General features: G+C 65.8%; 24 protein-coding genes. 13 read left to right on the top strand and 11 right to left on the bottom strand.

Annotated elements, in window-relative coordinates; all coding sequences use genetic code 11:
- Positions 1 to 136: 136 nt before the first annotated feature.
- Both BN60_RS05835 and BN60_RS05830 read right to left on the bottom strand, forming a co-directional pair.
- Positions 137 to 748, bottom strand: a complete 612-nt coding sequence (locus BN60_RS05835; protein WP_020695065.1) for a glutathione S-transferase family protein — start codon at positions 746 to 748, stop codon at positions 137 to 139.
- 5 nt (positions 749 to 753) lie between these two features.
- Positions 754 to 1,743 (bottom strand): Bug family tripartite tricarboxylate transporter substrate binding protein, encoded by a 990-nt coding sequence (locus tag BN60_RS05830; protein ID WP_020695064.1) that lies wholly within the window; start codon positions 1,741 to 1,743, stop codon positions 754 to 756.
- 246 nt (positions 1,744 to 1,989) lie between these two features.
- Here BN60_RS05830 and BN60_RS05825 point away from each other — a divergent pair, with 246 nt between their 5' ends.
- A complete protein-coding gene (locus BN60_RS05825) occupies positions 1,990 to 2,466 on the top strand; it encodes a MaoC family dehydratase (protein WP_020695063.1) in 477 nt (158 codons plus the stop codon).
- Here the strand turns inward: BN60_RS05825 and BN60_RS05820 are convergent.
- From BN60_RS05820 to BN60_RS05810, 3 genes are read right to left on the bottom strand one after another with little or no spacing between them, the layout of a single operon-like run.
- A complete protein-coding gene (locus BN60_RS05820) occupies positions 2,463 to 3,068 on the bottom strand; it encodes an NUDIX hydrolase (protein WP_020695062.1) in 606 nt (201 codons plus the stop codon). The two genes, BN60_RS05825 and BN60_RS05820, sit on opposite strands and share 4 nt — an antisense overlap.
- 20 nt (positions 3,069 to 3,088) lie before the next feature.
- A complete protein-coding gene (locus BN60_RS05815) occupies positions 3,089 to 3,709 on the bottom strand; it encodes a class I SAM-dependent methyltransferase (RefSeq protein ID WP_148283332.1) in 621 nt (206 codons plus the stop codon).
- 54 nt (positions 3,710 to 3,763) lie between these two features.
- Positions 3,764 to 6,559: a glycosyltransferase gene (locus BN60_RS05810; RefSeq protein ID WP_020695060.1), complete on the bottom strand. Its 2,796-nt coding sequence runs from the start codon at positions 6,557 to 6,559 to the stop codon at positions 3,764 to 3,766.
- Positions 6,560 to 6,888: 329 nt separating this feature from the next.
- On the opposite strand from BN60_RS05810, the gene BN60_RS05805 reads away from it, so the two are divergent.
- The 3 genes from BN60_RS05805 to BN60_RS05795 are packed head-to-tail and all read left to right on the top strand — an operon-like array spanning position 6,889 to position 9,167.
- Positions 6,889 to 7,863, top strand: a complete 975-nt coding sequence (locus BN60_RS05805) for an alpha/beta fold hydrolase (protein ID WP_020695059.1) — start codon at positions 6,889 to 6,891, stop codon at positions 7,861 to 7,863.
- 1 nt (position 7,864) lies between these two features.
- Positions 7,865 to 8,602 carry a sulfite exporter TauE/SafE family protein gene (locus BN60_RS05800; RefSeq protein WP_020695058.1) on the top strand — a complete coding sequence of 246 codons (738 nt, stop codon included), beginning with the start codon at positions 7,865 to 7,867 and terminating at the stop codon, positions 8,600 to 8,602.
- Positions 8,603 to 8,612: 10 nt separating this feature from the next.
- Positions 8,613 to 9,167 (top strand): tyrosine phosphatase family protein, encoded by a 555-nt coding sequence (locus BN60_RS05795; protein ID WP_020695057.1) that lies wholly within the window; start codon positions 8,613 to 8,615, stop codon positions 9,165 to 9,167.
- 43 nt (positions 9,168 to 9,210) lie between these two features.
- On the opposite strand, the gene BN60_RS05790 is transcribed toward BN60_RS05795, so the two are convergent.
- The gene (locus tag BN60_RS05790; protein ID WP_020695056.1) at positions 9,211 to 10,059 is read right to left on the bottom strand and encodes a CmcJ/NvfI family oxidoreductase; all 849 of its coding nucleotides are present in this window, start codon (positions 10,057 to 10,059) and stop codon (positions 9,211 to 9,213) included.
- A gap of 140 nt (positions 10,060 to 10,199) precedes the next feature.
- Positions 10,200 to 11,015, bottom strand: coding sequence for an aromatic ring-hydroxylating oxygenase subunit alpha (locus tag BN60_RS05785; protein ID WP_020695055.1), 816 nt, complete (start codon positions 11,013 to 11,015; stop codon positions 10,200 to 10,202).
- Positions 11,016 to 11,111: 96 nt separating this feature from the next.
- Between BN60_RS05785 and BN60_RS05780 the strand changes: the two genes are divergently transcribed.
- From BN60_RS05780 to BN60_RS05770, 3 genes are read left to right on the top strand one after another with little or no spacing between them, the layout of a single operon-like run.
- Positions 11,112 to 11,849 (top strand): iron-containing redox enzyme family protein, encoded by a 738-nt coding sequence (locus tag BN60_RS05780; protein ID WP_020695054.1) that lies wholly within the window; start codon positions 11,112 to 11,114, stop codon positions 11,847 to 11,849.
- Between the two features lie 27 nt (positions 11,850 to 11,876).
- A complete protein-coding gene (locus BN60_RS05775; protein WP_020695053.1) occupies positions 11,877 to 12,302 on the top strand; it encodes a GlcG/HbpS family heme-binding protein in 426 nt (141 codons plus the stop codon).
- Between the two features lie 2 nt (positions 12,303 to 12,304).
- A complete protein-coding gene (locus tag BN60_RS05770; protein ID WP_020695052.1) occupies positions 12,305 to 12,967 on the top strand; it encodes a GntR family transcriptional regulator in 663 nt (220 codons plus the stop codon).
- Positions 12,968 to 12,981: 14 nt separating this feature from the next.
- Here the strand turns inward: BN60_RS05770 and BN60_RS05765 are convergent, their stop codons facing one another.
- The gene (locus BN60_RS05765; RefSeq protein WP_020695051.1) at positions 12,982 to 13,782 is read right to left on the bottom strand and encodes an SDR family NAD(P)-dependent oxidoreductase; all 801 of its coding nucleotides are present in this window, start codon (positions 13,780 to 13,782) and stop codon (positions 12,982 to 12,984) included.
- Between the two features lie 90 nt (positions 13,783 to 13,872).
- Here BN60_RS05765 and BN60_RS05760 point away from each other — a divergent pair, with 90 nt between their 5' ends.
- A complete protein-coding gene (locus tag BN60_RS05760) occupies positions 13,873 to 14,637 on the top strand; it encodes an SDR family NAD(P)-dependent oxidoreductase (protein WP_020695050.1) in 765 nt (254 codons plus the stop codon).
- Positions 14,638 to 14,639: 2 nt separating this feature from the next.
- Positions 14,640 to 15,134 (top strand): hypothetical protein, encoded by a 495-nt coding sequence (locus BN60_RS05755; RefSeq protein ID WP_020695049.1) that lies wholly within the window; start codon positions 14,640 to 14,642, stop codon positions 15,132 to 15,134.
- 6 nt (positions 15,135 to 15,140) lie between these two features.
- On the opposite strand, the gene BN60_RS05750 is transcribed toward BN60_RS05755, so the two are convergent.
- Positions 15,141 to 15,641, bottom strand: coding sequence for a gluconokinase (locus BN60_RS05750; protein ID WP_020695048.1), 501 nt, complete (start codon positions 15,639 to 15,641; stop codon positions 15,141 to 15,143).
- Positions 15,642 to 15,692: 51 nt separating this feature from the next.
- Between BN60_RS05750 and gnd the strand changes: the two genes are divergently transcribed.
- The gene (gene gnd / locus BN60_RS05745; RefSeq protein WP_020695047.1) at positions 15,693 to 16,670 is read left to right on the top strand and encodes a phosphogluconate dehydrogenase (NAD(+)-dependent, decarboxylating); all 978 of its coding nucleotides are present in this window, start codon (positions 15,693 to 15,695) and stop codon (positions 16,668 to 16,670) included.
- On the opposite strand, the gene BN60_RS05740 is transcribed toward gnd, so the two are convergent.
- On the bottom strand, positions 16,671 to 17,402 hold the full coding sequence (locus BN60_RS05740) for an SDR family NAD(P)-dependent oxidoreductase (RefSeq protein WP_043283657.1): 732 nt from the start codon (positions 17,400 to 17,402) through the stop codon (positions 16,671 to 16,673).
- Between the two features lie 2 nt (positions 17,403 to 17,404).
- Positions 17,405 to 18,250 carry an SDR family NAD(P)-dependent oxidoreductase gene (locus BN60_RS05735; RefSeq protein ID WP_020695045.1) on the bottom strand — a complete coding sequence of 282 codons (846 nt, stop codon included), beginning with the start codon at positions 18,248 to 18,250 and terminating at the stop codon, positions 17,405 to 17,407.
- A 58-nt stretch (positions 18,251 to 18,308) separates the two neighbouring features.
- Between BN60_RS05735 and BN60_RS05730 the strand changes: the two genes are divergently transcribed.
- From BN60_RS05730 to BN60_RS05720, 3 genes are read left to right on the top strand one after another with little or no spacing between them, the layout of a single operon-like run.
- Positions 18,309 to 19,181: an S-methyl-5'-thioadenosine phosphorylase gene (locus BN60_RS05730; RefSeq protein WP_020695044.1), complete on the top strand. Its 873-nt coding sequence runs from the start codon at positions 18,309 to 18,311 to the stop codon at positions 19,179 to 19,181.
- 4 nt (positions 19,182 to 19,185) lie between these two features.
- Positions 19,186 to 19,980 (top strand): 3'(2'),5'-bisphosphate nucleotidase CysQ, encoded by a 795-nt coding sequence (gene cysQ, locus BN60_RS05725; protein ID WP_020695043.1) that lies wholly within the window; start codon positions 19,186 to 19,188, stop codon positions 19,978 to 19,980.
- A complete protein-coding gene (locus BN60_RS05720; RefSeq protein WP_020695042.1) occupies positions 19,977 to 20,954 on the top strand; it encodes an L-threonylcarbamoyladenylate synthase in 978 nt (325 codons plus the stop codon). Before cysQ ends, BN60_RS05720 begins: the two co-directional genes overlap by 4 nt.
- The last annotated feature ends 15 nt before the right edge of the window (positions 20,955 to 20,969 follow it).

Genomic DNA, 20,969 nt, shown 5'->3' with positions numbered 1-20,969 from the left:
CCAACTGGTGCGAAGGGGTTCTCATTTATTGAGATGTGCCGCGCGTTGCTAGTCTGTTTCTTTTCGCCTAGACTCGCCTTGATAAAGGGATGTCCGAGATTTCGGGCGTCCCTTTTTTCGTTACCGCTGCGAAGGGCTAGGCTCGTGCCGTCGGGCGCGACGAGACGGCGTTCCACCAGCGTGTCAGGTTTGCGTGATCCTCGGGGATCGCGAGCTTCAGCGCCCCCCGCGCCGTCAGGAGGGCTACCTGAGCGGTAATGTCGGCGATGTTGTAGCGGTCGATGCCGATAAACTCGCGGCCTGCAAGTTCCCGGTCGAGCCAGCCCATGCGTTCCACCAGCACTTTGCGGCGCTGCTCGCCCCATGCCGCGATCTGCGTGCGCTTGCCGATCCAGAACGGATTGGTGTGGATGAAGACGTCGATGGTCGGCAGCAGGAGTTCGAGCTCCATACGGCGGTTCCACATCTCTACCTGCGCCCGCTCCAACGAGGATCGGCCGAACAAGGGCGGCTCGGGGATCATCTCCTCGAAGTAACGGCAGATTGCGACCGATTCGGAGATCAGCGTGCCGTCGTCGAGTTCGAGCACAGGCAAGGTGCCGAGCGGATTCTTCGCCAGGAAGGCGGGCTGCTTGTGGCCCGCACTCTCCATGTCGAATTCCTCGACGGGGATCGAGATCCGCTTTTCGGCGAGAAAGATACGGACGCGACGCGGATTGACGCCGTTCTTGAGGCTGTAGAGTTTCATCGCATTCAGGTTCCCGGCTTGGTCCCGGTTGCCTTTACCACCTCGCCCCAGGTGTCGATTTCCTTCTTGATGAAGTCGGCGAACTGGATCGGCGACCCCGGCGCCGGGATGGCGGCGCGCTGCTCGATCTGCTTGATCACCGCATCGTCATTCAACAGCGCCGTCACGTCCTTGTTGACCCGAGCCACGATCTCGAGCGGCGTCCGCGCCGGCGCCGCGAGGCCCGACCAGCCGGCAGCATCGAAGCCCGGCAGCGTCTTGGCGATGGGCGGGATATTGTCGAGCGGCGGCGGCGCCGTCCGGGCCGTCGTCACCGCCAGAGCCTTGATGCGACCGTCACGGATGTGGTTCAGCGCCGAGGCGGTGCTGTCCATCATGAGCTTCACGTGGCCGCCCAGCAGATCGGCCATGGCCGGCCCGCTGCCCTTGTAGGGCACGTGTACGATGTCGAGGCCGGCCTTCAGCTTGAACAGTTCCATGCTGAGATGCTGCGACGTCCCCGGCCCTGCCGAGGCATAGGAAAGCTTGCCGGGTTCCTTCTTGGCGGCCGCGATCAGCTCGGCCAGCGTGTTCACCGGCAGGCTGGGATGGGCCACGATCACCAGCGGGACGAGGAAGATGTTGGAGATCGGCAGAAAGTCGCTCAGCGGCTTGTAAGGCAGATCGGGATAGAGGCTGGGATTGACGCCGAACGTGCCGCTCGACACGACCATCAGGGTATAACCGTCGGGCGCAGCGGCCTTGCCGTATTCCGTGGCGGGGATGCCGCTGCCACCGCCCTTGTTCTCGACAATCACCTGCTGCTTCCAGACGTCGGTCAGCTTCTCGGCCATCAGGCGCGCGAAGATGTCGGCGGCCTGTCCCGGCGGGAAGGGCACGACAAACCTTACCGGCTTGTTCGGCCACGGCGTTTGCGCGATTGCCGGCGCCGCCAGCGCCGCACTTGCCGCCCCTGCCAGTACCAATGCACGACGCCGCGTCGGATTAGTCCGCATCCCAAGTCTCCAAGTTCATTTCGACTGACAGGCTAGCACATGGCCCGAGGAATGGCCGCATCCTACCCGCCCCCCGTCGGCCCCCTTGCTATGCGACCAGCCTCGCGGGCACCAACGTCTCAGACTCGACATAATCGGCGCCAAAATAGAGAAAGTGACGAAGGCCCATCACCCGATGAACCGCGTCGCGATTACATCCTGTTTCCGGAACCCGATGCCAGACACCGTCTACAGGGAGCTGGTCCTTTGACGGATCGCTACTACGAGGATTTCAAGGTCGGCGAACGCTTCACGAGCGGCGGCCTGACGATGACCGAAGCCGGCATCGTCGAGTTTGCGCGCCAGTGGGATCCGCAACCCTTCCATATCGACGCCGAGTTCGCCAAGAAATGGGCCTATGGTGGCCTGATCGCGTCGGGCCTGCACACGATGAGCGTGACCTTGCGGCTCTGGCTCGACCTCGGCATCTTCCGGGCCTGCAGCCTGGGCTCGCCGGGCATCGGCGACGTTCAGTTCGCCCGCCCCGTGCGTCCCGGCGACACGCTGCGCGTCATCACGGACATCGTCGAGCTGCGCGTCTCGGCGTCCAAGTCCGACCGCGGCATCGCGCGCGTGCGGCAGGTCACGATCAATCAGCGCGGCGAGGCCGTGCTGGAACAGGAGACCACCGTCTTCCTGAAGCGGCGGCCGATCCTCGCCGCAAATCTCAGCGTGAGATCCTAGCGCCAGGCGAAGACAGGCTGCTCGTAATGGTCGACGCGCGTGTCGCGGCCGGCCAGCGCCACTTCCCGGAACTGAAACAGCAGAGCGGCAGTCGGCGCGTTCACCGTCGCGACCGGCAACGGCAGGCGGATGATCGGCCGGTCGGATTCCTCGATGGCCACGATCTCGGGCGAACCATCGCGAAACAGCTCGCCGCAGCCAATGCGATAGGCGCCGGCAACTTCGGCGGGATTGGGCGTCATCGTGATGCCCGGCGCCCACACCACGACGGGCGCGATCAGATAGCCCGAGCGCGTTGGATAGTCGTCGAGCGTGCCAAGGACGTCGTCGGTCGAGGCCAGTATGCCCAGCTCCTCGTGCAGTTCGCGCAATGCCGTCTGCTCGATCGTCTCGCCGGGATCGACCCGGCCACCCGGCAGCGCCCACTGCCCGCCATGGGCGCGCAGCTTGGGGGTCCGCTTGGTCAGCAGGAACGCCGCTTCTCCCGGCTGGTCGGCCTCGACAAGGACGACCGCGACGGCCGCGCGCTTCAGCCCCCCGGCATCGAGCTGGCGACGAAGGTCGAAGCGGTTGAGACGGGCAGTGACCTCGTCCCGCAGCATCTGATCAAAACGAAACGATCTCACGCGCCTTCGGGCCTCCGAAATGTCCAGACCACGGCCGGTGGCATGTTGCGCCAGATCCGATGGCCCCGCGTGGCGACCAGCCTCAGGCTTTCACGCAGGCTGCGCGGTACGGGCGGCTTGGGGCCGTAGGTGAACTGGATGAGGGCAGCCCCTCGAGGCAGAGCCTCGAAGACGCCGCGGACAATGCCGTCCACGACATCCGCCGGCAGCGACAGCAGCGGCAGGCTCGACACAATGGCGGCGGGCGTTCCAAGTCCCCGTTCCTGCAGGAGCTGCGGCAGGCGGGCAGCGTCTCCCTCGACGATGTACGGTTCCGGGAAATGGCGGTGCAGGAAGGCCGCGAGCTCGGGTTCGCGTTCGATCAGCACCAGCCGGTCGGCGGGAATGCCCGCCTCCAGCAACGCCCGGGTGACCTGGCCGGTGCCGGCGCCGAGTTCCACGATAGGCCCCTGGCGTCCTTCGATGGCTGCCAGCGTCGCCCCTGCCATTGCCTGCCCCAACAGGCGTCCACTGGGGACAGCCGACCCCATGGTAAAGGGCCGCCGCAGCCAGCGCTTCAGGAACAGGACCGTGCCTGCGCGCGCGCCGCGGCCATCGTGTGACTCAGTCGAGGGCATGATCAAACGCTAACAGACGCTTTCACCGAGTCGACAGGGAAAAGCGCCCTCCCCTTACTGTGCGGCCTGCAGGGCGGGCGCCGACGCGGCCGGAGCCGCGGGGGCGGCGTCGAACACCGTCCGGGCGTGCCGCATCTGCTCCAGGGCGTTCACCATGGAGACGTAGACGGCCGCCGCGAAAGGCAGCGACTGGACGACCATGAATATCGCCCAGAGCCGCGCCTCCGGGTTGACCACGCCGTTGGTGGTCCACAGCACGATTGCGGCCAGCCATAGCAATACGGCCAGCACGGCTTCGCCACGGGCCATGCCCAGCGCCATGCCGAGCGTCGCGCGCTCGTCCATCTTGGGCGTGCGCATGAACGGCAGCCGGCTGGTCGCCAGGCCGTAGATCACCGCGCGCCCCACCGTATAGGTGAGCGCCAGACCCGCCAGCGACGCGCCTATGCTCTGCCGGAAAGTGCAGCGTACGCGATCGAAGTAGAGGCCGAACGAGTAGACCAGCTTGAAGACGAAGATGCCGATGGTCGGCACGATGAACTCGGCCGGCGGCAGGCCGACCGGCTTGATGCCGAACAGCGGCGGCAGCAAGACGGCCAGGACCCAGGCGAGGCCCGCCCAGGTGAAGATCAGGTTCAGCGCATCGGCGAACCACGGCAGCCAGCCGGCGACGAAGTGGAACTTCTGCCAGAAGGTGAGCTTGGTCTGGTTGCCCAGCATCTTGCCGGCATGCGCCTTCATGATCTGCATGGCGCCGTAGGCCCAGCGGAAGCGCTGCTTCTTGTAGCCGGCAAAATGATCCGGAGTCAGGCCATGGCCGAAGCGCTCGCGGCTGTACATGGCGCCGTAGCCGTTCTCCATCAGCCGCAGGCCGAGCTCGGTGTCCTCGGTGATGCACCAGGTCGCCCAGCCGCCCATTTCCTCCATGCAGGAGCGGCGCACGAGGGTCATCGTGCCGTGCTGGATGATGGCATCGTATTCGTTGCGCAGGCACATGCCGATGTCGAAGAAGCCGGCATATTCCCAGTTCAGCATCTCCTTGAACCGATCACCTTTCCAGTCGCGGTGATCCTGCGGCGCCTGCACGTAGCTGATCTTGGCGTCGTCGAAGTACGGCACCAGCGCCTTCAGCCAATCCGGGCGCACCATGTAGTCGCTGTCGATGACGCCGATCACCTCGGCATCAGGCGCGGTCTGGCTCAACACGTAGTTCAACGCGCCGGCCTTGAAGCCTTTCATCACGTCGAAGTGGAAGAACTTGAAGCGCTCGCCGAGCTGGGCGCAGTAGTCCTGCACCGGACGCCACACCGCGGGATCCTTGGTGTTGTTGTCGATGACAATGACTTCGAAGTTCGGATAGTCGAGCTGCTGCAGCGAATCGAGCGTCTGGATCACCATCGCCGGCGGCTCGTTGCAGATCGCCAGATGGAGCGAGACCTTGGGCCAATGGCGATCGGCCGGCTGGCGGGCAATCATCTCGGCAGCCGGCAGGGCCTCGCGCGTCCAACGACCGCGCCAGATCGTTTCCGCCATTTCCAGCGCCTGGATCAGGGCCATGCCCAGGCTGATCACCAGGAAGAAGGCGAGTACGCCCCAGCTCACCATCTCCGAGGCAAGCATGTAGGTCCCGGCGGCAACCGACGCGCCATAGACGACGGCACTCACCGACAGGGCCACGAGGCTGCAGAAGCCCAGCTGGCCTATTGCGCCTAGGCGCGGCCAACGCCACAGGAAGAGCAGCATCAGCGGCAGCGACGCCGCAAGCGACCAGGCAGCGCACGCGGTCCATTGCGGGAAGCGTTCGACAGGGCCGGTCCAGGCGAATTTCTGCTGCCGGTCGGCGTTCCACAGGCCCCAGTAGCCACCCGCCTTGCCTTCGAGGTCGTAGGACTTCCAGGGCTGGTCGACGGCTTCGACGACGAAGGTGTCGATGTTCTGCGAACGCAGCCACGCCACCATGTCGCGCACATTCTTGGCCTGTTCGGCCGGCGTCGCGTACTTGACCAGGCCCGTCGCCGGGCTGCGCCGCGCCGCGCCGTTCGACGGCCAACCGACCTCGGTCACGACGATGTTCTTGTTGGGATAGAGCTTGCGCAGCAGCGCGATCTTTTCCTTCACGTACTCGAGCGGCGTCGCGCTCGACTGCTCGTCCCAGTAGGGCAGGATGTGCACGGCGAGATAGTCGACCTCGCGCACCAGCTCGGGATAGCGCTCCCAGATGTGCCACGGCTCGGCCGTGCTGACGGGCACCTTGACGTTGCGCTTGACGTTCCTGATCTCGCGGATGAGCTGCGCCGGGCTGACGGCATTGGGGTCGCGCCGGTCGCGCTCGCCGTCCCAGCGCAGGATGTTCTCGTTGCCGACCAGCACGCGCTCGACGCTGGGGTTCTGGTTGGCGATGCGGATCAGCGCGCCGGTCTCCTCGCCGTTCACCTCGCCGGCCTCGCGGCCGAACTGCTGCTTGGCTTCGTTAGCGCTGTAAATCCAGGCGCCGGGGACGAGCTTCAGCCCGTACTTCGTGGCAAGGGCCGGCATCACGTCGCCGCCGTCGGTCGTGCGGTAGGTACGGACGTAGTTGACCTTGCCGGAGAGCATCGCGAAGTCGCGCTCCATCTGCTCCTTGCGCGGCTTGATCTGCGGCGTCGGCGCGTCGGTCACGGCGGTGCGCAGGAAGCTCCATACGCCGCTCGACTTGCCTTCGAGCGGATCCTGATCCTTCGCCCACGGCGCGTAAGTCACGCCATGCAACGGACCTTCGACATTGGCGGCCTGGAGATAGCCATCGAGCAAGCGCCAGCCGACAACCGTGGCCAACGCCGCAATCAGAAGAACGAGACCCCGACGCATCATGAAAGGTTTGACAGCTCCGGCTTCCGCCGATGGCGCATGCTCGCTTCGGGGATCGCGGTCGCATGTCTCCTGCGGACGACTGGCGTCGGCGCAAGGACCGTGCCGGATCGACTCACCAAACGAGCCGACTACCACGCAGTGCGGCAGACCTCTTGGAGGTTTCCTTGCGCCAGATTTCCTCGTCTACGACCCTTCGCAGGCGATCAGGCGACGCCGCGATCTATAGCCCGCGTCTCCCCCAACGGTAAAGAGACCGACAGGGATGATGGCCAAAATGCCTAATTCTCCGCTGGCTTTGGCCCGAGACCTTCGCCAAAACGCCACAAAGAATGACCGATCAAGATCCGACGGCAGCACCGGCCGGCGTGCCGCCATCCCTTCATGCAACCTATCGGGCTGCGGACCGTTACGGTTTTCTTGAGCGCGCCGCCGCGCGCATTCGGTACGCCTGGTGGAACAGCCCGGGACCAGGTCCGGCCCGGGGCACCGTCGTCGTCCTGACCGGCCGGGCCGAGTTCATCGAGAAATATTCGACCGAGGTCGTGGGCGAACTCCTGGCGCGGGGCTACGCCGTCGCGGCCATGGACTGGCGCGGCCAGGGCCTGTCCGACCGCCCCCTGGCCGACCGCGGCAAAGGCCATATCGACAATTTCACCACCTACATGGCCGATGTCCGGCTGTTCCTCGACAGCGTCATAGGGCCTATCGCGCCGCGGCCCGTCCTGGCGCTCTGCCATTCCATGGGCGGCCACATCCTGATGCGCGATCTCGCGGAGAACGGACCGGGGCCGCTGTCCGCCGCCTTGTTCGTCTCGCCGATGACCGGCCTCTATCGCGAAGCCATGTTGCGGTCGGTCCTGATGCTGATGCCGGAGGTGCCCATCGTCGAGGAGCGCTACCTCTTCGGCACCGGACCATTCGTGCTGCTGGCCCGCGAATTCAACTCCAATATCGTCACCCACGACGAGCGGCGTTACCGCTTCACCGACGACTGGTTCACGGCCGATCCCCGACTTGCCCTCGGCGGACCGACCCTGGGCTGGGGCCGCCAGGCGGTCCGCTCGATGGCCACCGCCCTGCAGCCCGGATATCTCGAACGCATAGAGCTGCCATTGCTGCTCATCACAGCGGATGAAGACCGGCTGATCGATCCCAAGAGCCATGCCGTGGTTGCAGCCCGGCTCCGGCACGGCGAGCACTTCACAATCGCCCATGCCCGCCATGAGATCATGATGGAAACCGACGACATCCGGGCCTTGTTCTGGGAGGCCTTCGATCGGTTGGCGAAAGGCGTACTGAGCTGAAATGACCGAAGTGCAGATGCTGGTGATTGCCGGCGCGTTCATCGTCGCCGGGATCGCCAAGGGCGCCATCGGCATCGGCCTCCCGCCCATCGCCATCGGGCTCATGACACTCGCAATCCCGCTCGAGGATTCGCTGGCGATCATGACCATCCCGACACTGATCACGAACGTCTGGCAGGCGATCTATGGTGGCGGCTTCTGGCGCCTGTTCCGCCGTTTCTGGACCCTCGCCGCTCCCGGTGTCGCCGCTCTGCTCTTCGTCGCCGCTACGCTGGGGCAATTGGGGTCGGCTCGTGCCACGGCCTGGCTCGGCGTGATGCTGGCGGCCTACTCGGTGGTTGCCCTGCTCGCCTGGCGGCCGAAAGTGTCTATCGAGACCGAGCGCTGGGCCAATCCATTGATCGGCATTTCCAGCGGCGCCATTGCCGGCGTCACCGGCATCTCCGCCGTTCCCTTCCTGCCCTACATGCAGTCGCTCGACATCAACAAGAACGATCTCGTTCAGGCATTGGGCATCATGTTCATCTTCCTGATCGGTGCGCTCAGCCTGGCACTTTTCCGGCAGGGCGCCTTCGACGCGACCAATACCATCGGCGGCTTTGCGGCGGTGATACCGACGTCGATTGGCGTCTGGATCGGCCAGAAGTCGCGCGAAGCGCTGTCGCCCGAGATGTTCCGTCGCATCTTCCTGGTCGGCTTGCTGGGCATCGGCCTGCACATGACCCGCGGCTTACTATAGAGTGGATCCCATGTCCCTTCCCCCGTTCAAGGTCACGATCTGCGGCATCCCCGAGTTGTCGCAGCATTGCTCGGTCGGCGTCAGCCACGTCTTGTCGATCATCGACACCCACGAGCCACGCCCGCTGGCGCTCGACGACTACTTCGAGATCGACCACGAGCTGATCCGCTTCGACGACGTGGTGGCGGAGTATCCAGGCTTCGAGGCCTGCACGCCGGCGCATATCGAGAAGGTTCTGGCGTTCGGCGAACGCGTCCATGCGCGGCCCGACGGTCATGTGCTGGTGCATTGCCACGCCGGCGTGTCGCGCTCGACCGCGGCGGCCGCCATCCTCATGGCGCAGAACGCACCGGGCTACGAAGAACAAGCCTTCCTGAAGCTGCTTGAACTGCGCAAGCACGGCTGGCCCAACACGCGCATGGTCGAGTTTGCCGACACGCTCCTGAAGCGCGACGGCGCGATGCTGCGGGGGCTTGTCGCCTATCGCAAGGCACTGCTTGAGGTGAAGCCGCACCTCACCGAGATCATCCGCAACATCGGCCGCGGCCACGAAATCCCGGTGTAGGGACTGAGGACGTGCCGGTCGTCCAGCACGCCCTCGCCCTGCCCTAGCTGCGGTGAAAGACCAGCGTCCGCACCTCGATGCTCTCGCGCGGCGGCGCGTCGGCGGCCGCGGTCGGATCGGTGAAGGCGCTGTGCGGCGTGAAGCGCGCCGGAACGCCGGTCGACGTATCGGAGCACTTCAGGAGAAGCGCCTCGTCTGTCTGCATCTGCGGCACGTAGTACCAGCGATGCGTCGGATTGTACTTCACCGAATAGGTCTCGCCGACGCGATGCGGATAGACGAGATCGGACGGCACCAGGTCGTCGGAATGGATGGTCGTCGCGTCGCACACGGCGAGCGGTGAATCCTGCAACGGTCCCTTGATCGGCCGCCACAGGTTGATGACCTGTACACGGTCCTTCAGCAGTTCCTCCGCCTCGTCCGGCAGCAGGTCGCGCACGCGCTGTGGCCCGGACCGCGCGGTATGGTCGATATGGACACGGCGCACCGGCTGACGCGGCGCATCAGCCTGCGTCTCGGCGTCGGGCACGCGGCGGCGAGTCGTATGATCGAAGATGTGGACGCGATAGGCACCCGTCGCCTGCTTCACGAGGCGCTCGACCTCGGGATAGTAGACACGGCGCACTTCTTCATCGTCGAAGAAGTCCTTTACGGCGCTGCGATGCTGCAGCAGCGCGAATCCGTTGGCGTCGAGCGACACGTGCCCGGCGATGGGCCGCGCGTCGCGGATCTTCACCGCATGCGCCTCGTGTTCAGCATTGGTGCGCGGCACGCCGGCCGGCGGCTCGAACGTATAGTTGCGCGGCCGCTCCGCCATCGGAACGAGATAGTTCATGTCAGCGGTGACGTGGGACAGGTTGGAAAGGATGTCGAGATTCTCTTGCAGCGTCATAGGGGCAAAACCTCCGAATGTGTTCGGATGATTTTGGGCCTGCCGCCTTTGCGCGCCATGGAGAAGAGTTGCGGCGCTTCATGAGGGGAGATTATCCGAAAAGAAAACCCCTTCTCCCGTCGAGCCTCGCCGCAGCACGTTCAGGTTGCCGCCGGCTCCTGCGCATAGGCCGATGCTAGACGACGGTGGAAATCGACGACCAACGTGCTTTCCTTCGCGCACATCACGCCGCCCGCACGATCCGCCTGCAACTGCTCGCAGGCTTGCTTGATGAGATCGGCGGCCTGAGCGTGCGCTTCGACAGCGCCGCCGAAGACATGGGTGAAGAGTCGTGTGCGCAGGAAAGTGTGCGGCACGACCTGCTCGACGATCGCCAGCGCTCCCGCCCGCCGCATCACCAGTAACGGCCAGCGCCACACGAAGTCAGGCGACGGTTCATGCTCGGCGAGCAGATGCTCGACACAGACCTTCCAGTTGCAGGCGATGTCCGTCACCGACGTGCCGCCATAGGCCGGCACGTCCGCGTCGATCCCAGCGATGGCCGGCGGCGAACTCAGGCTGAAGAAAACAATGCCCGACACGGTCGTCGTCGCCAGGCTCGCGAGGTGCAGATCCGCCGACTGCGGATCCTTCGGTGCGACCGGCGCCGGGGCTCTGAGAAAGCGGCCCTGAAGATCGTAGGTCCAGCCGTGGAAGCGACAGCGAAAGCTTTGGCAGTTCCCCGACGGCGTCCCCACGACCTGCATGTTCTGGTGCCGGCAGGCGTTGCGCAGGACGCGCACGACACCTTCCCCGTCACGAACGCCAAAGACACTCCAGCCCCCAACACTCGCCGCCAGAAATTCCCCCGTACGCCCGATCTGGGCCGCCGCGCAGAGCGGCAGCCAGTTGCCCGAGAAGACAGTGTGCTTCTCAGTCTGGAAGGCCTCGCCGGCAGTGTAGTCCGGAGTTTTCATGTGCTTTAGTATACAATACTGCCGAATTCAGATTCAATTTTGACTCATACCTGCATAATTGTATACGATTTTGCTTCCAACCGAAGGAGGCCTCACATGGCAAAGAGTGCGTTCCGTCAGGCTCTCGAAGAAGCGATCGAACAGCGTCATTCGGCCGTGCATCCCTGGAGCGAGGCCTGGACCTCGGGCAAGCTCGACCGGCGGCTGCTGGGCGAATGGGTGAAGCAGCACTTCCATTATGTGAGCCACTTCTCGGAGTGGCTGGGAGTCGTCTACGCCTCCTGCCCGCACTGGGACGTGCAGCACTTCCTGCTGGAGAACATCACCGAGGAGGAAGGCTTCGTGGGCTCCGGCGACTTCGCGGCCGTGCGCCATTCCGATCTCCTGCTCGACTTCGCCGAGACCTGCGGCATGAAGCGCTCGGAAGTGCTGGCAGCCCAGACCAACGGCGAGCTGCTGCCCGAAACCATGGGGCTACAAAGCTGGTGCGCCATGCAGGCCCACAAGCCTTTCGTCGAAGCGCTGTCGGGCCTCTTGATTGGACTCGAAAGCCAGGTGCCGCGCATCTACAGCAAGACCACCCCGCCGCTCCTCGAGAAGTATGGCTTCGCCGAAGACGAGGTGACCTTCTTCACCCTGCATATCGTGGCCGATGCCGAGCACGGCGAGAAAGGCTTCGAGATCGTGGAAAAGTACGCCACCACCGACGAACAGCGCACCGCCTGCGTCCGGCTCGTCAAGGAAGCGACCATGATGCGCCGTCTCTACCTCGACGGCCTCTATCGCAAGTTCCTGGTGCAGCCGCAGGCCGAAGGTAAGAAGCTCGCGGCCTAACATTGTCGCGTAGCCAGGGATCGAAGCGTGCATACCTACAAGACCCTCACCCTCGCCGAGGCACATACCATCCTCGACGCGGCGCAGAAGAAGGCGGAGGAGCTCGGCATTCCCGAGGTCCTCTGCGTGGCCGACAATGCCGGCTATCCGATTGCGCTCCGACGGCTCGACGGCGGCAAGGTGACAAGCGTGCAGATCGCCATGAACAAGGCGTTCACCGCAGCGGGGCATCGGAAGCGCACCGACAACTACAAGAACGCCTATCCCGGTGAGGAGGCGTTCGGCATCTTCACCCAGCACGAAGGCCGCTTCACGGTGTTCGTGGGCGGCTTCCCGATCTTCGTGGATGGCCAATGCGTCGGCTCCGTCGCAGCCTCCGGCGGCAACGGCGAACAGGACATCGCCTGCTGCGAAGCGGGCATCGCCGCCTTCATGGCAACTTTGAAGGCCTGATCATGGCGGCCGACCGCACCTCCCTCAGCAAGGTCGTCAGCGACCAGATCCGCGGCCAGATCCTGGAAGGCAAGTTCCGTCCCGGCGAGCGTCTGGTCGAGGACAGGCTCTCCGCCGATCTCGGCGTGTCGCGCGTCCCGGTACGCGAGGCCCTGCTCGGCCTTTCCATCGAAGGGCTGGTGCGGCTGGAGCCGCGCCGCGGCGCCACCGTGGCCGAGATAACGCCGCAGATTGTGGCCGAGCTTGTCGAAGTTCGCGCCCTGCTGGAGGGCCAGAACGCCCGCCTGGCCGCGCGCCGTCACGATCCCGAGATCGTGGCCGAGCTACGCGAGACGCTGAAGCATGGCAACGAGGCCGCCGAAACCGGCACGCCCGAACAGCTCGCGCGGCTGAACGGCGAATTTCACGAGCGGCTGGCCGAGGCCAGTCGCAACTCGGTGCTGACGGAGATCATGCGCTCCCTGCGCGAACGCACCAGCATCGCCTTCGCCATCAACGGCCGCGACCGCGCCCGCGAGGACTGGAAGGAACATGCCGGCATCCTCGCCGCCGTGATCGACGGCGACGAGGAGTTGGCGGCTTTGCTGGCGACCCGCCATGTCCACAAAGCCGCCGAAGCCTTCGCACGTGCGCACGCCGCCGCGGCAAATGACGCGGCGGACTGACCGTCGGGCGCGGACTACCGGCCCTTCATCGGCAGGCCGCCGAGATGCGTGCCGGCATCGACGATCAGGAATTCGCCGGTGATGTTGCTGGCGCTGGTGAGGAAGAAGATCGCCGCTTCGGCCATCTGCTCGGGCGTGCCGGCCTGGCGCAACGGCGTTGTCTGTTCCTGGGCTTGCTTCAGCTTCTCGTAGTTCTCCTCTCCCAGGGCGCCCAGCAGCCAGCGTGTCTGGATGAAGCCGGGGCACACGGTGTTCACGCGGACCGCCGGCCCGAACCAGCGCGCCAGGGATAATGTCAGGGTGTTGAGCGCCCCCTTCGAGGCTGCATAGGGGATCGACGTGCCGACGCCCATCACGCCTGCAATCGACGAGATATTCACGATCGAGCCGCGATCCTGGTTCTCGTCCCACTGCTTCTTCATCGTGGGATAGACCGCGCGGCTCATCATGTAGGGGCCGGTGACGTTGACGCGCAGGATGCGGTCGAAGTCTTCCGGCGTCACGCCGTCAAGGTCGCCCTGGTTCTGGAACTTGGTCGTGCCGGCATTGTTGATCAGGCCGTCGATGCGACCCCACTTCTTCATCGTCTCGGCGGCGAGCTTCTTGCAGTCCGCATCTTGGCCCATATCGGCCTGCACCAGGATGGCCCCGACGCCCTTGGCCTTCACCGCCTCGTAGGTCGCGTCGGCTTCCTTCTTGCTCTTGGTGTAGTTGATCACGACGTTCCAGCCGCGGCCCGCCAGATCGACCGCGCATGCAGCGCCCAGCCCTGTTGCCGAGCCCGTCACGATTGCGACCTTGTTCGATTTCGCCATGCTTCTCTCCCGATATCTCGCGGCCCCTTTCATAGGCTAGGATCGGCCACCAAGGCAAAGCAACGAGAGCAACGGGAGCGCGGGCGAAACATGGCCGATCTGTTTTCGATGAAGGGGCGCGTCGTTCTGTTGACGGGTGCCTCGCGCGGGCTGGGCCGCGACATGGCGCAGACCCTGGCGGGTGCAGGCGCCACCGTGCTCTGCGCCGGCCGCACCGTGAAGGAACTCGAGACCACCGTGCGGGCGATCACGCGCAAGGGCGGCAAGGCCCACGTCGTGCCGCTCGATATCACCGACGAGGCGGCCGTTTGCCAGCAGGTCGATGCAATCGTGCGCCGGCATCGACGCATCGACGTGCTGATCAACAATGCCGGCATCCTCTATCGGCAGGATGCCGTCGACACGCCGACCGAGACATTTCGCAAGACGGTCGAGACCGACCTCGTCGCCCAGTTCGTCGTGGCGCGCGAAGTCGGGCGCCACATGCTGAAGCGTAAGTACGGCCGCATCGTCAACATCTCCTCGGTCATGGCGATCCTCGGCCGCGCCTCGGTGGCGGGCTATGTCGCGGCCAAGCATGGTGTCGTCGGCCTCACCAAGACGCTGGCAGCGGAACTCGGTCCGAACATCACTGTGAACGCCATCGCACCGGGCTACATCCGCACGGAGATCAACGTGGCGCTGCAGAAGAACAAGGACTTCAGCGACATGCTTGAGCGCCGTACCGCCGCCAGCCGCTGGGGCAAGCCCGAAGACCTGCGCGGGGCGCTGCTGCTCCTGGCCTCCGACGCCGGCGCCTACATCACCGGCCATACGCTGGTGGTCGACGGTGGCCTGACGACGATCCTGGCCTGACCATGCATCTCACCTCGATGCCCCGTTGGGCGATCCTGTTGCTCGGTGTCGTGCTGCTTGGCCTAGGGTTCGCGGCTCACAAAGGCTGGCTGCGCGATCCATCGCTGGCGCGGACCGACTATATCGGCGGCACTGACGTGTCGGTCGAAGACGCGAAGCTCTATCGCGCCGTGCCCTTCGAATGGCGGGTGAATACGGCCGGCGGCTCGTTCAAGGGCGACGACCGGGCCTATGTGCGTATCGACCCATCGGGGGAGAGCACCCTGCTCTGCGGCTGGATCCGGCTCGACAAGGGCGGCGCCTCGATGCGCGCCACGCGATGGCTGAGCGAAGCGCGCCTCAAGATCGGTGAACTGAAAGTCTCTGCGCTCTTCATCGCGCCGGTCGAGAAGACACCGGGCGATGGGCTGAGCGCGGGCTGCGCCCGCCTCGATCCCGGCGTGAAGCCCGCCGTCGATGCGCCGTTGGTGCTGGAGGGTCCTCCCGTTCGAGAGTGACGAGCGTCACGCCCCCAGCCGGCGCATGATCTCCGCAACGATGTCGGACGGCCCGCCGTGGACGTCGACGATGATCGGATGCTCGTCGGGCTCGGGTTGCTGGAGGGTCGCGAACTGGCTGTCGAGCAGGCCCACCGGCATGAAGTGTTCGTGTCGGGCCGCCATGCGGTGCTGGATGAGTTCCCTCGAACCTCTGAGATAGACAAGCGCCACCTCCGGCCGATCACCGACGATGATCGCGCGATAGGCCCGTTTCAGCGCCGAGCAGGTGACCACGCCCTTCTCGCCCTGGGCCCGCCAGTCGTCGATCTCGCGTGCAATCGATTGCAGCCAGGGCAGCCGGTCGGCATCCGTGAGCGGCGTGCCGCTCTTCATCTTCTCGACGTTGGCGCGCGGGTGCACGTCGTCGCCTTCGAGGAAACGCGCACCCAGCGCCCCTGCCAGCATGGCAGCGACGGTCGTCTTGCCCGAACCCGACACGCCCATGACGACGATGATGGTCTTCATTGGCGGCGAGCCTATCATGGGCCCGGCTCGGAAAACGAACGGGAGAGACGGATGCAGCTTGGCATGGTCGGCCTGGGACGCATGGGAGGCAATCTCGTGCGGCGCCTGGCGCGGCAGGGACACGAATGCATCGTGTTCGACGAAAATCCGGCGGCGGTCGCCTCTCTGGCTGACGAACCTGTCCAGGGTGGCGCCGATCTCGCCGACCTGGTGCGGCGCCTCGCCACGCCGCGGGCCGTCTGGGTGATGCTGCCGGCGGGCGAGATCACCGAGCAAACCGTCGCGCGACTGGGCGCGTTGCTCGAACCCGGCGATACGATCATCGACGGCGGCAACACGTTCTTTCAGGACGATGTGCGCCGCGCCGGCGCTATGAAAGCCAAGGGCATCCACTATCTCGACTGCGGCACCAGCGGCGGCGTCTGGGGTCTGGAGCGCGGCTACTGCCTGATGATCGGCGGCCCCAGGGAAGCCGTCGACCGGCTCGACCCGATCTTCCGTGCCCTGTCCCCGGGAGAAGGCACGATCGCCAAGACCTCGCATCGCGAGGACCGCGACCCCCGCGTCGAGCGCGGTTACCTGCACTGCGGCCCGAGCGGCGCCGGCCACTTCGTGAAGATGATCCATAACGGCATCGAGTACGGCATGATGCAGGCCTTCGCCGAAGGCTTCGAGATCCTGAAGAAGGCCTCCTCCCCGCACATACCCGAGGAGCGGCGCTACGACTTCGATCTCGCCGACATTGCCGAGGTCTGGCGGCGTGGCAGCGTGGTCAGCTCCTGGCTGCTCGACCTCACGGCATCGGCGCTGGCCGAGGATCCGGCGCTCGGCAGATATTCGGGCTTCGTCGAGGATTCGGGCGAAGGTCGCTGGACGATCAATACCGCCATCGAGGAGGCCGTGCCCGCGGACGTGCTGTCGGCGGCGCTCTACGCCCGGTTTCGTTCACGCGACAAGGAAGGCACGGCGAACAAGCTGCTGTCCGCCATGCGCCACGCCTTCGGCGGCCACGTGGAGCCGAAGGCATAGCTAGAGAAACGATAGGCCGCCGCTCAGCGCCACCGTCTGGCCGGTCATGTAGGCGTTGCCGATCACCATCAGCACGGCCTGGGCGCATTCCTCCGCCGTGCCGAAACGGCCCAGCGGAATGCGATCCGGCGACGAGGCGAGACCGGCACGCACCATGTCGGTCTCGATCAGCGAGGGCGCCACGGCGTTGACGGTGACGCCGTCCTTCACGACGCGGGCGGCGTAGCCGCGGGTCAAGCCTTCCATGCCAGCCTTGGAGGCATTGTAGTGCGGCCCGATGCCTCCCGCGCCGCGTGCTGCGCCGGAAGAAATGTTGACGATGCGGCCCCACTTTCGCGCCCGCATGCCGGGCAGGACGGCCTTGGTGCAGAGAAAGGCCGATTTCAGGTTCACCGCAATCGTGCGGTCGAACTCCTCCTCGGTGAGATCGTCGATGCTTCGGATGATCGCGAGGCCGGCATTGTTCACCAGCACGTCGACCGGCCCCAGCTCGTGCTCCACTGCTGCTACCATCTCGGCAACGGCGCGGGCATCGGACACGTCGGCGGCGACGTCCATGGCCTTGCCGCCATTGCGCCGGATCGCAGCAACGACGTCGCGCGCGTCGGCGGCTCGTTCGCGGTAGTTCACGGCGACGGCCGCCCCCGCTTCCGCCAGCGACAGCGCGACCGCGCGACCAATGCCCCGCGAGGCGCCGGTGACCAAAGCCGTCCGGCCGGCCAGCGTTTTCAAGGTCAAACCTCGTCGACGCCGAAGGCCTGACGCATGGCCTTCACGCCCTCCTGGTGCGGCGTCCACAGGCGACCGCCGACCAGGCCGCCATCGACCACGAGGTCGTGGCCGTTGATGAAGGTCGAGTCGTCGGAGGCCAGGAACACGGCCGCGTGGGCAATGTCGTCGGTGAGGCCGGCGCGCGGGATCGGCTGGTTCTTGGCCATGCTGGCCTTTACCGCCTCCGCGTAGCCGTCGGCCTTGTCGGCGGGCAGTCCGAGCGCCTTGGCGAAGATGCCGGTGGCGATTCCGCCGGGCGAGATCGAATTCACCCGCACCCCCTTCTCGCCGAGCTGCATGGAAACGCAGACCGTGAGATGGACCACGGCGGCCTTGGCGGCGCTGTAGATCATCGATGTGGAGTAGCCCGCCCGGCGGGCGGCAACGCTGCCATTGTTGATGATGCTGCCCGAACCCTGCTTCATCATGATCGGGGCGGCATGCTTCATGCCGAGCATCACGGAGCGCACCAGAGTGGCCATGGCGGCGTCGAAGCCATCCACCGGCACGGTTTCGATGCCACCGACCGGCGCCGGACCGCCAGCATTGTTGAACAGGCAGTCGAGCCGACCCCACTTGGAGAGGCAGGTATCGAGCACCTTCTTCACATCGTCTTCCTGCGTGGCATCTGCTTGTACGAACACGCAGCGGTCCTTGCCCAGCGCCTCCTCCAGGGAACGGCCGAGCTCAGCACGCCGGCCGGTGGCCACCACGCGGGCGCCCTCCGCGACGAAAAGCTCGACCGTGCGGCGTCCGATGCCGCTGGTCGCGCCCGTCACGATGGTGATCTTGCCGTCGAGCTTGCCCATGAAAATCTCCCCTTTTTGCAGGATGGGATGATACACCAACGGCCACGAGGAGAAGCGCATGACGGTGTTGGGCATTCTGGGCGGAAGTGGCGTCTACGATATCGCCGGTCTTGAGAAGGCCGAGTGGCGGCGGGTGGCCTCGCCCTTCGGCCAGACGTCCGACGAGTTCCTGTTCGGCGTCCTCGACGGGCTCGACGTCGTGTTCGTGCCGCGTCACGGCCGCGGCCATCGCCATTCGCCGACCTCGATCAACTACCGGGCGAACATCGACGCCCTGAAGCGCGTGGGTGTCACCGACATCCTCTCGCTGTCGGCCTGCGGCTCGCTGCGCGAGGACCTGCCGCCGGGGCACTTCGTCGTCGTCGACCAGTTCATCGACCGCACCTTCGCACGCGAGAAGAGCTTCTTCGGCGAAGGGCTGGTGGCCCACGTCTCGATGGCGCAACCGACCTGCAATCGCCTGGCGCAGGCCGCCTACGATTGCGCCAAGGAAGCGGGTTTCCCCGTGAAGCTCGGCGGCACCTACATCGCGATGGAAGGTCCGCAGTTCTCGAGCCTCGCCGAGTCCAAGCTCTATCGGAGCTGGGGTTGCGACGTCATCGGCATGACCAACATGCCGGAGGCCAAGCTCGCCCGCGAGGCGGAGATTTGCTACGTCACCGTCGCCATGGTCACCGACTTCGACTGCTGGCATCCCGACCATGACCACGTGCAGGTGGCCGACATCGTGCGCGTCCTGCTCGACAATGCCGAGAAGGCCAAGACGCTGGTCACCATGATCGCGCCGCGCCTCAAGAAGACACGGCCTGAAGTATGCCCCGCCGGCTGCGACCGGGCCCTGGAACATGCGCTGATCACGGCACCGGCCGCACGGTCAGGCGAACTCGTCGCGAAGCTGGATGCCGTCGCCGGTCGCGTGCTGAAGCAGTGACCCAGTGACCCGTTCCCTTCCTGCGTATTCCGTCCTTCGCGAGAGCTGCACCGAGATTGCGGAAGCAGCCGCCGCCGAAATCATGCGCATCTATGCCGGCGATCTCGGCGTGCGTAACAAGGCCGACAAGAGCCCTGTCACCGATGCAGACCACGCGGCAGAGGCGGTCATCCTGGCGGGCCTGCGCGAGCTCACGCCCGGCATCGCCATCGTCGCCGAAGAAGAGATGGCAGCCGGCCGCAAGCCCACACTCGATGGCGGGCCGTTCTGGCTGGTCGATCCGCTCGACGGCACCAAGGAATTCATCAAGAGGAACGGCGAGTTCACCGTGAACATCGCCCTGATCGAGGAGGGACGGCCGACGCTCGGCATCGTGCTCGCGCCGGCGACCGGCCTGCTGTGGCGCGGCGTGGCCACTCTGGGGGCTGACAAGCGCGAGCGCGGCGGCGCCTTCACCGCGATCGCCACGCGCTCGCCACCACCCCAAGGCCTCACGGCCTGCGCCAGCCGCAGCCACGCCATCTACAGCGACCTCGACATCTGGTTCCGCAATCAAGGCCTCACGGTCGCCGAGCGGCTGGAGGCAGGATCGTCGCTCAAGTTCTGCCTGATCGCCGAAGGCAGGGCCGACATCTATCCCCGCTTCGGACCTACCAGCGAATGGGATACGGCAGCCGGCCAGGGCGTCCTTGAGGCGGCCGGCGGCGAAGTCGTGACGGTCAACGGCAAGCCCCTGACCTACGGCCATCCGCCGTTCCTCAATCCGCATTTCATCGCCCGCACCAAGGCGGCGCGATGAAGGTCGTCGAGCCGACAGCGCAATCGGTTGCCGAAGCGGCGACACTTCTGCGCGACGGCAAGCTGGTCGCGTTCCCGACCGAGACGGTCTACGGCCTGGGCGGCGACGCGACCAACGAACGTGCGGTTGCCGCGATCTTCGAGGCCAAGGGCCGGCCGCAGTTCAATCCTCTGATCAGCCACGTGCTGGATGCGGCCGCAGCCCGGCAGTTCGTGCGCTGGAGCGAGACCGCGGACAAGCTCGCCGCCCGATTCTGGCCCGGCCCCCTGACCCTGGTGCTGCCGCGTGCCGAAGGATCGCCGATCTCGCTTCTGGCGACGGCTGGTCTCGATACGGTGGCGATCCGTGCGCCTTCGCATCCCGTGGCGCAGGCGCTGATCCGTGCCGCCGGCCGTCCCATCGCGGCGCCATCGGCAAACCGCAGCGGCGCCATAAGCCCGACGCGGGCCGAACATGTCGCGGAGTCGCTGGGCGACAAGGTGCCGATGATCCTCGATGGCGGCCCCTGCCTGGTCGGCGTCGAGTCGACCGTGCTCGATCTCTCGACGGCGACGCCCACGCTCCTGCGCCCCGGCGGCGCGACGCGCGAAGCGATCGAGGCGGTGATCGGCCCGATTGCCCTCAGCCATGCGATCCCGACCGGCGAGGCGTCGCACAAGTCGCCCGGCCAGATGCAGAGCCACTACGCACCGGAGCGGCCGGTGCGGCTGGAGGCGACCAGCGTTGCGGCCGACGAGGGGTTGCTGGCGTTCGGTCCGACCGTGCCCACAGGCGCCATGCTGACCTACAATCTCAGCCCGACCGCCGATCTCGGCGAAGCAGCAGCCAACCTCTTCTCCATGCTGCGCGCGCTCGACCGGCCCGGGATCGGCCGCATCGCGGTCATGCCCATTCCGCAAACGGGCCTCGGCCTTGCGATCAACGACAGGCTCCGTCGTGCCGCCGCGGATGACGGCACCAACCAGCGCGGCTAGTCTGCAGCAAACTAG

The sequence above is a fragment of the Reyranella massiliensis 521 genome (assembly GCF_000312425.1).
GTDB lineage: Bacteria > Pseudomonadota > Alphaproteobacteria > Reyranellales > Reyranellaceae > Reyranella > Reyranella massiliensis.
Note: the sequence above shows the minus strand (reverse complement) of the source record. Positions and strands in the feature narration are given on the sequence as shown.

What these genes read in the sequence shown, in the direction of transcription:
- BN60_RS05835 (WP_020695065.1), bottom strand. Translation starts at nt 748, where the DNA reads ATGAAACTCTACAGCCTCAAGAACGGCGTCAATCCGCGTCGCGTCCGT.
- BN60_RS05830 (WP_020695064.1), bottom strand. Translation starts at nt 1,743, where the DNA reads ATGCGGACTAATCCGACGCGGCGTCGTGCATTGGTACTGGCAGGGGCG.
- BN60_RS05820 (WP_020695062.1), bottom strand. Translation starts at nt 3,068, where the DNA reads ATGCTGCGGGACGAGGTCACTGCCCGTCTCAACCGCTTCGACCTTCGT.
- BN60_RS05815 (WP_148283332.1), bottom strand. Translation starts at nt 3,709, where the DNA reads ATGCCCTCGACTGAGTCACACGATGGCCGCGGCGCGCGCGCAGGCACG.
- BN60_RS05810 (WP_020695060.1), bottom strand. Translation starts at nt 6,559, where the DNA reads ATGATGCGTCGGGGTCTCGTTCTTCTGATTGCGGCGTTGGCCACGGTT.
- BN60_RS05805 (WP_020695059.1), top strand. Translation starts at nt 6,889, where the DNA reads ATGACCGATCAAGATCCGACGGCAGCACCGGCCGGCGTGCCGCCATCC.
- BN60_RS05800 (WP_020695058.1), top strand. Translation starts at nt 7,865, where the DNA reads ATGACCGAAGTGCAGATGCTGGTGATTGCCGGCGCGTTCATCGTCGCC.
- BN60_RS05795 (WP_020695057.1), top strand. Translation starts at nt 8,613, where the DNA reads ATGTCCCTTCCCCCGTTCAAGGTCACGATCTGCGGCATCCCCGAGTTG.
- BN60_RS05790 (WP_020695056.1), bottom strand. Translation starts at nt 10,059, where the DNA reads ATGACGCTGCAAGAGAATCTCGACATCCTTTCCAACCTGTCCCACGTC.
- BN60_RS05785 (WP_020695055.1), bottom strand. Translation starts at nt 11,015, where the DNA reads ATGAAAACTCCGGACTACACTGCCGGCGAGGCCTTCCAGACTGAGAAG.
- BN60_RS05780 (WP_020695054.1), top strand. Translation starts at nt 11,112, where the DNA reads ATGGCAAAGAGTGCGTTCCGTCAGGCTCTCGAAGAAGCGATCGAACAG.
- BN60_RS05770 (WP_020695052.1), top strand. Translation starts at nt 12,305, where the DNA reads ATGGCGGCCGACCGCACCTCCCTCAGCAAGGTCGTCAGCGACCAGATC.
- BN60_RS05765 (WP_020695051.1), bottom strand. Translation starts at nt 13,782, where the DNA reads ATGGCGAAATCGAACAAGGTCGCAATCGTGACGGGCTCGGCAACAGGG.
- BN60_RS05760 (WP_020695050.1), top strand. Translation starts at nt 13,873, where the DNA reads ATGGCCGATCTGTTTTCGATGAAGGGGCGCGTCGTTCTGTTGACGGGT.
- BN60_RS05755 (WP_020695049.1), top strand. Translation starts at nt 14,640, where the DNA reads ATGCATCTCACCTCGATGCCCCGTTGGGCGATCCTGTTGCTCGGTGTC.
- BN60_RS05750 (WP_020695048.1), bottom strand. Translation starts at nt 15,641, where the DNA reads ATGAAGACCATCATCGTCGTCATGGGCGTGTCGGGTTCGGGCAAGACG.
- gnd (WP_020695047.1), top strand. Translation starts at nt 15,693, where the DNA reads ATGCAGCTTGGCATGGTCGGCCTGGGACGCATGGGAGGCAATCTCGTG.
- BN60_RS05735 (WP_020695045.1), bottom strand. Translation starts at nt 18,250, where the DNA reads ATGGGCAAGCTCGACGGCAAGATCACCATCGTGACGGGCGCGACCAGC.
- BN60_RS05730 (WP_020695044.1), top strand. Translation starts at nt 18,309, where the DNA reads ATGACGGTGTTGGGCATTCTGGGCGGAAGTGGCGTCTACGATATCGCC.
- BN60_RS05720 (WP_020695042.1), top strand. Translation starts at nt 19,977, where the DNA reads ATGAAGGTCGTCGAGCCGACAGCGCAATCGGTTGCCGAAGCGGCGACA.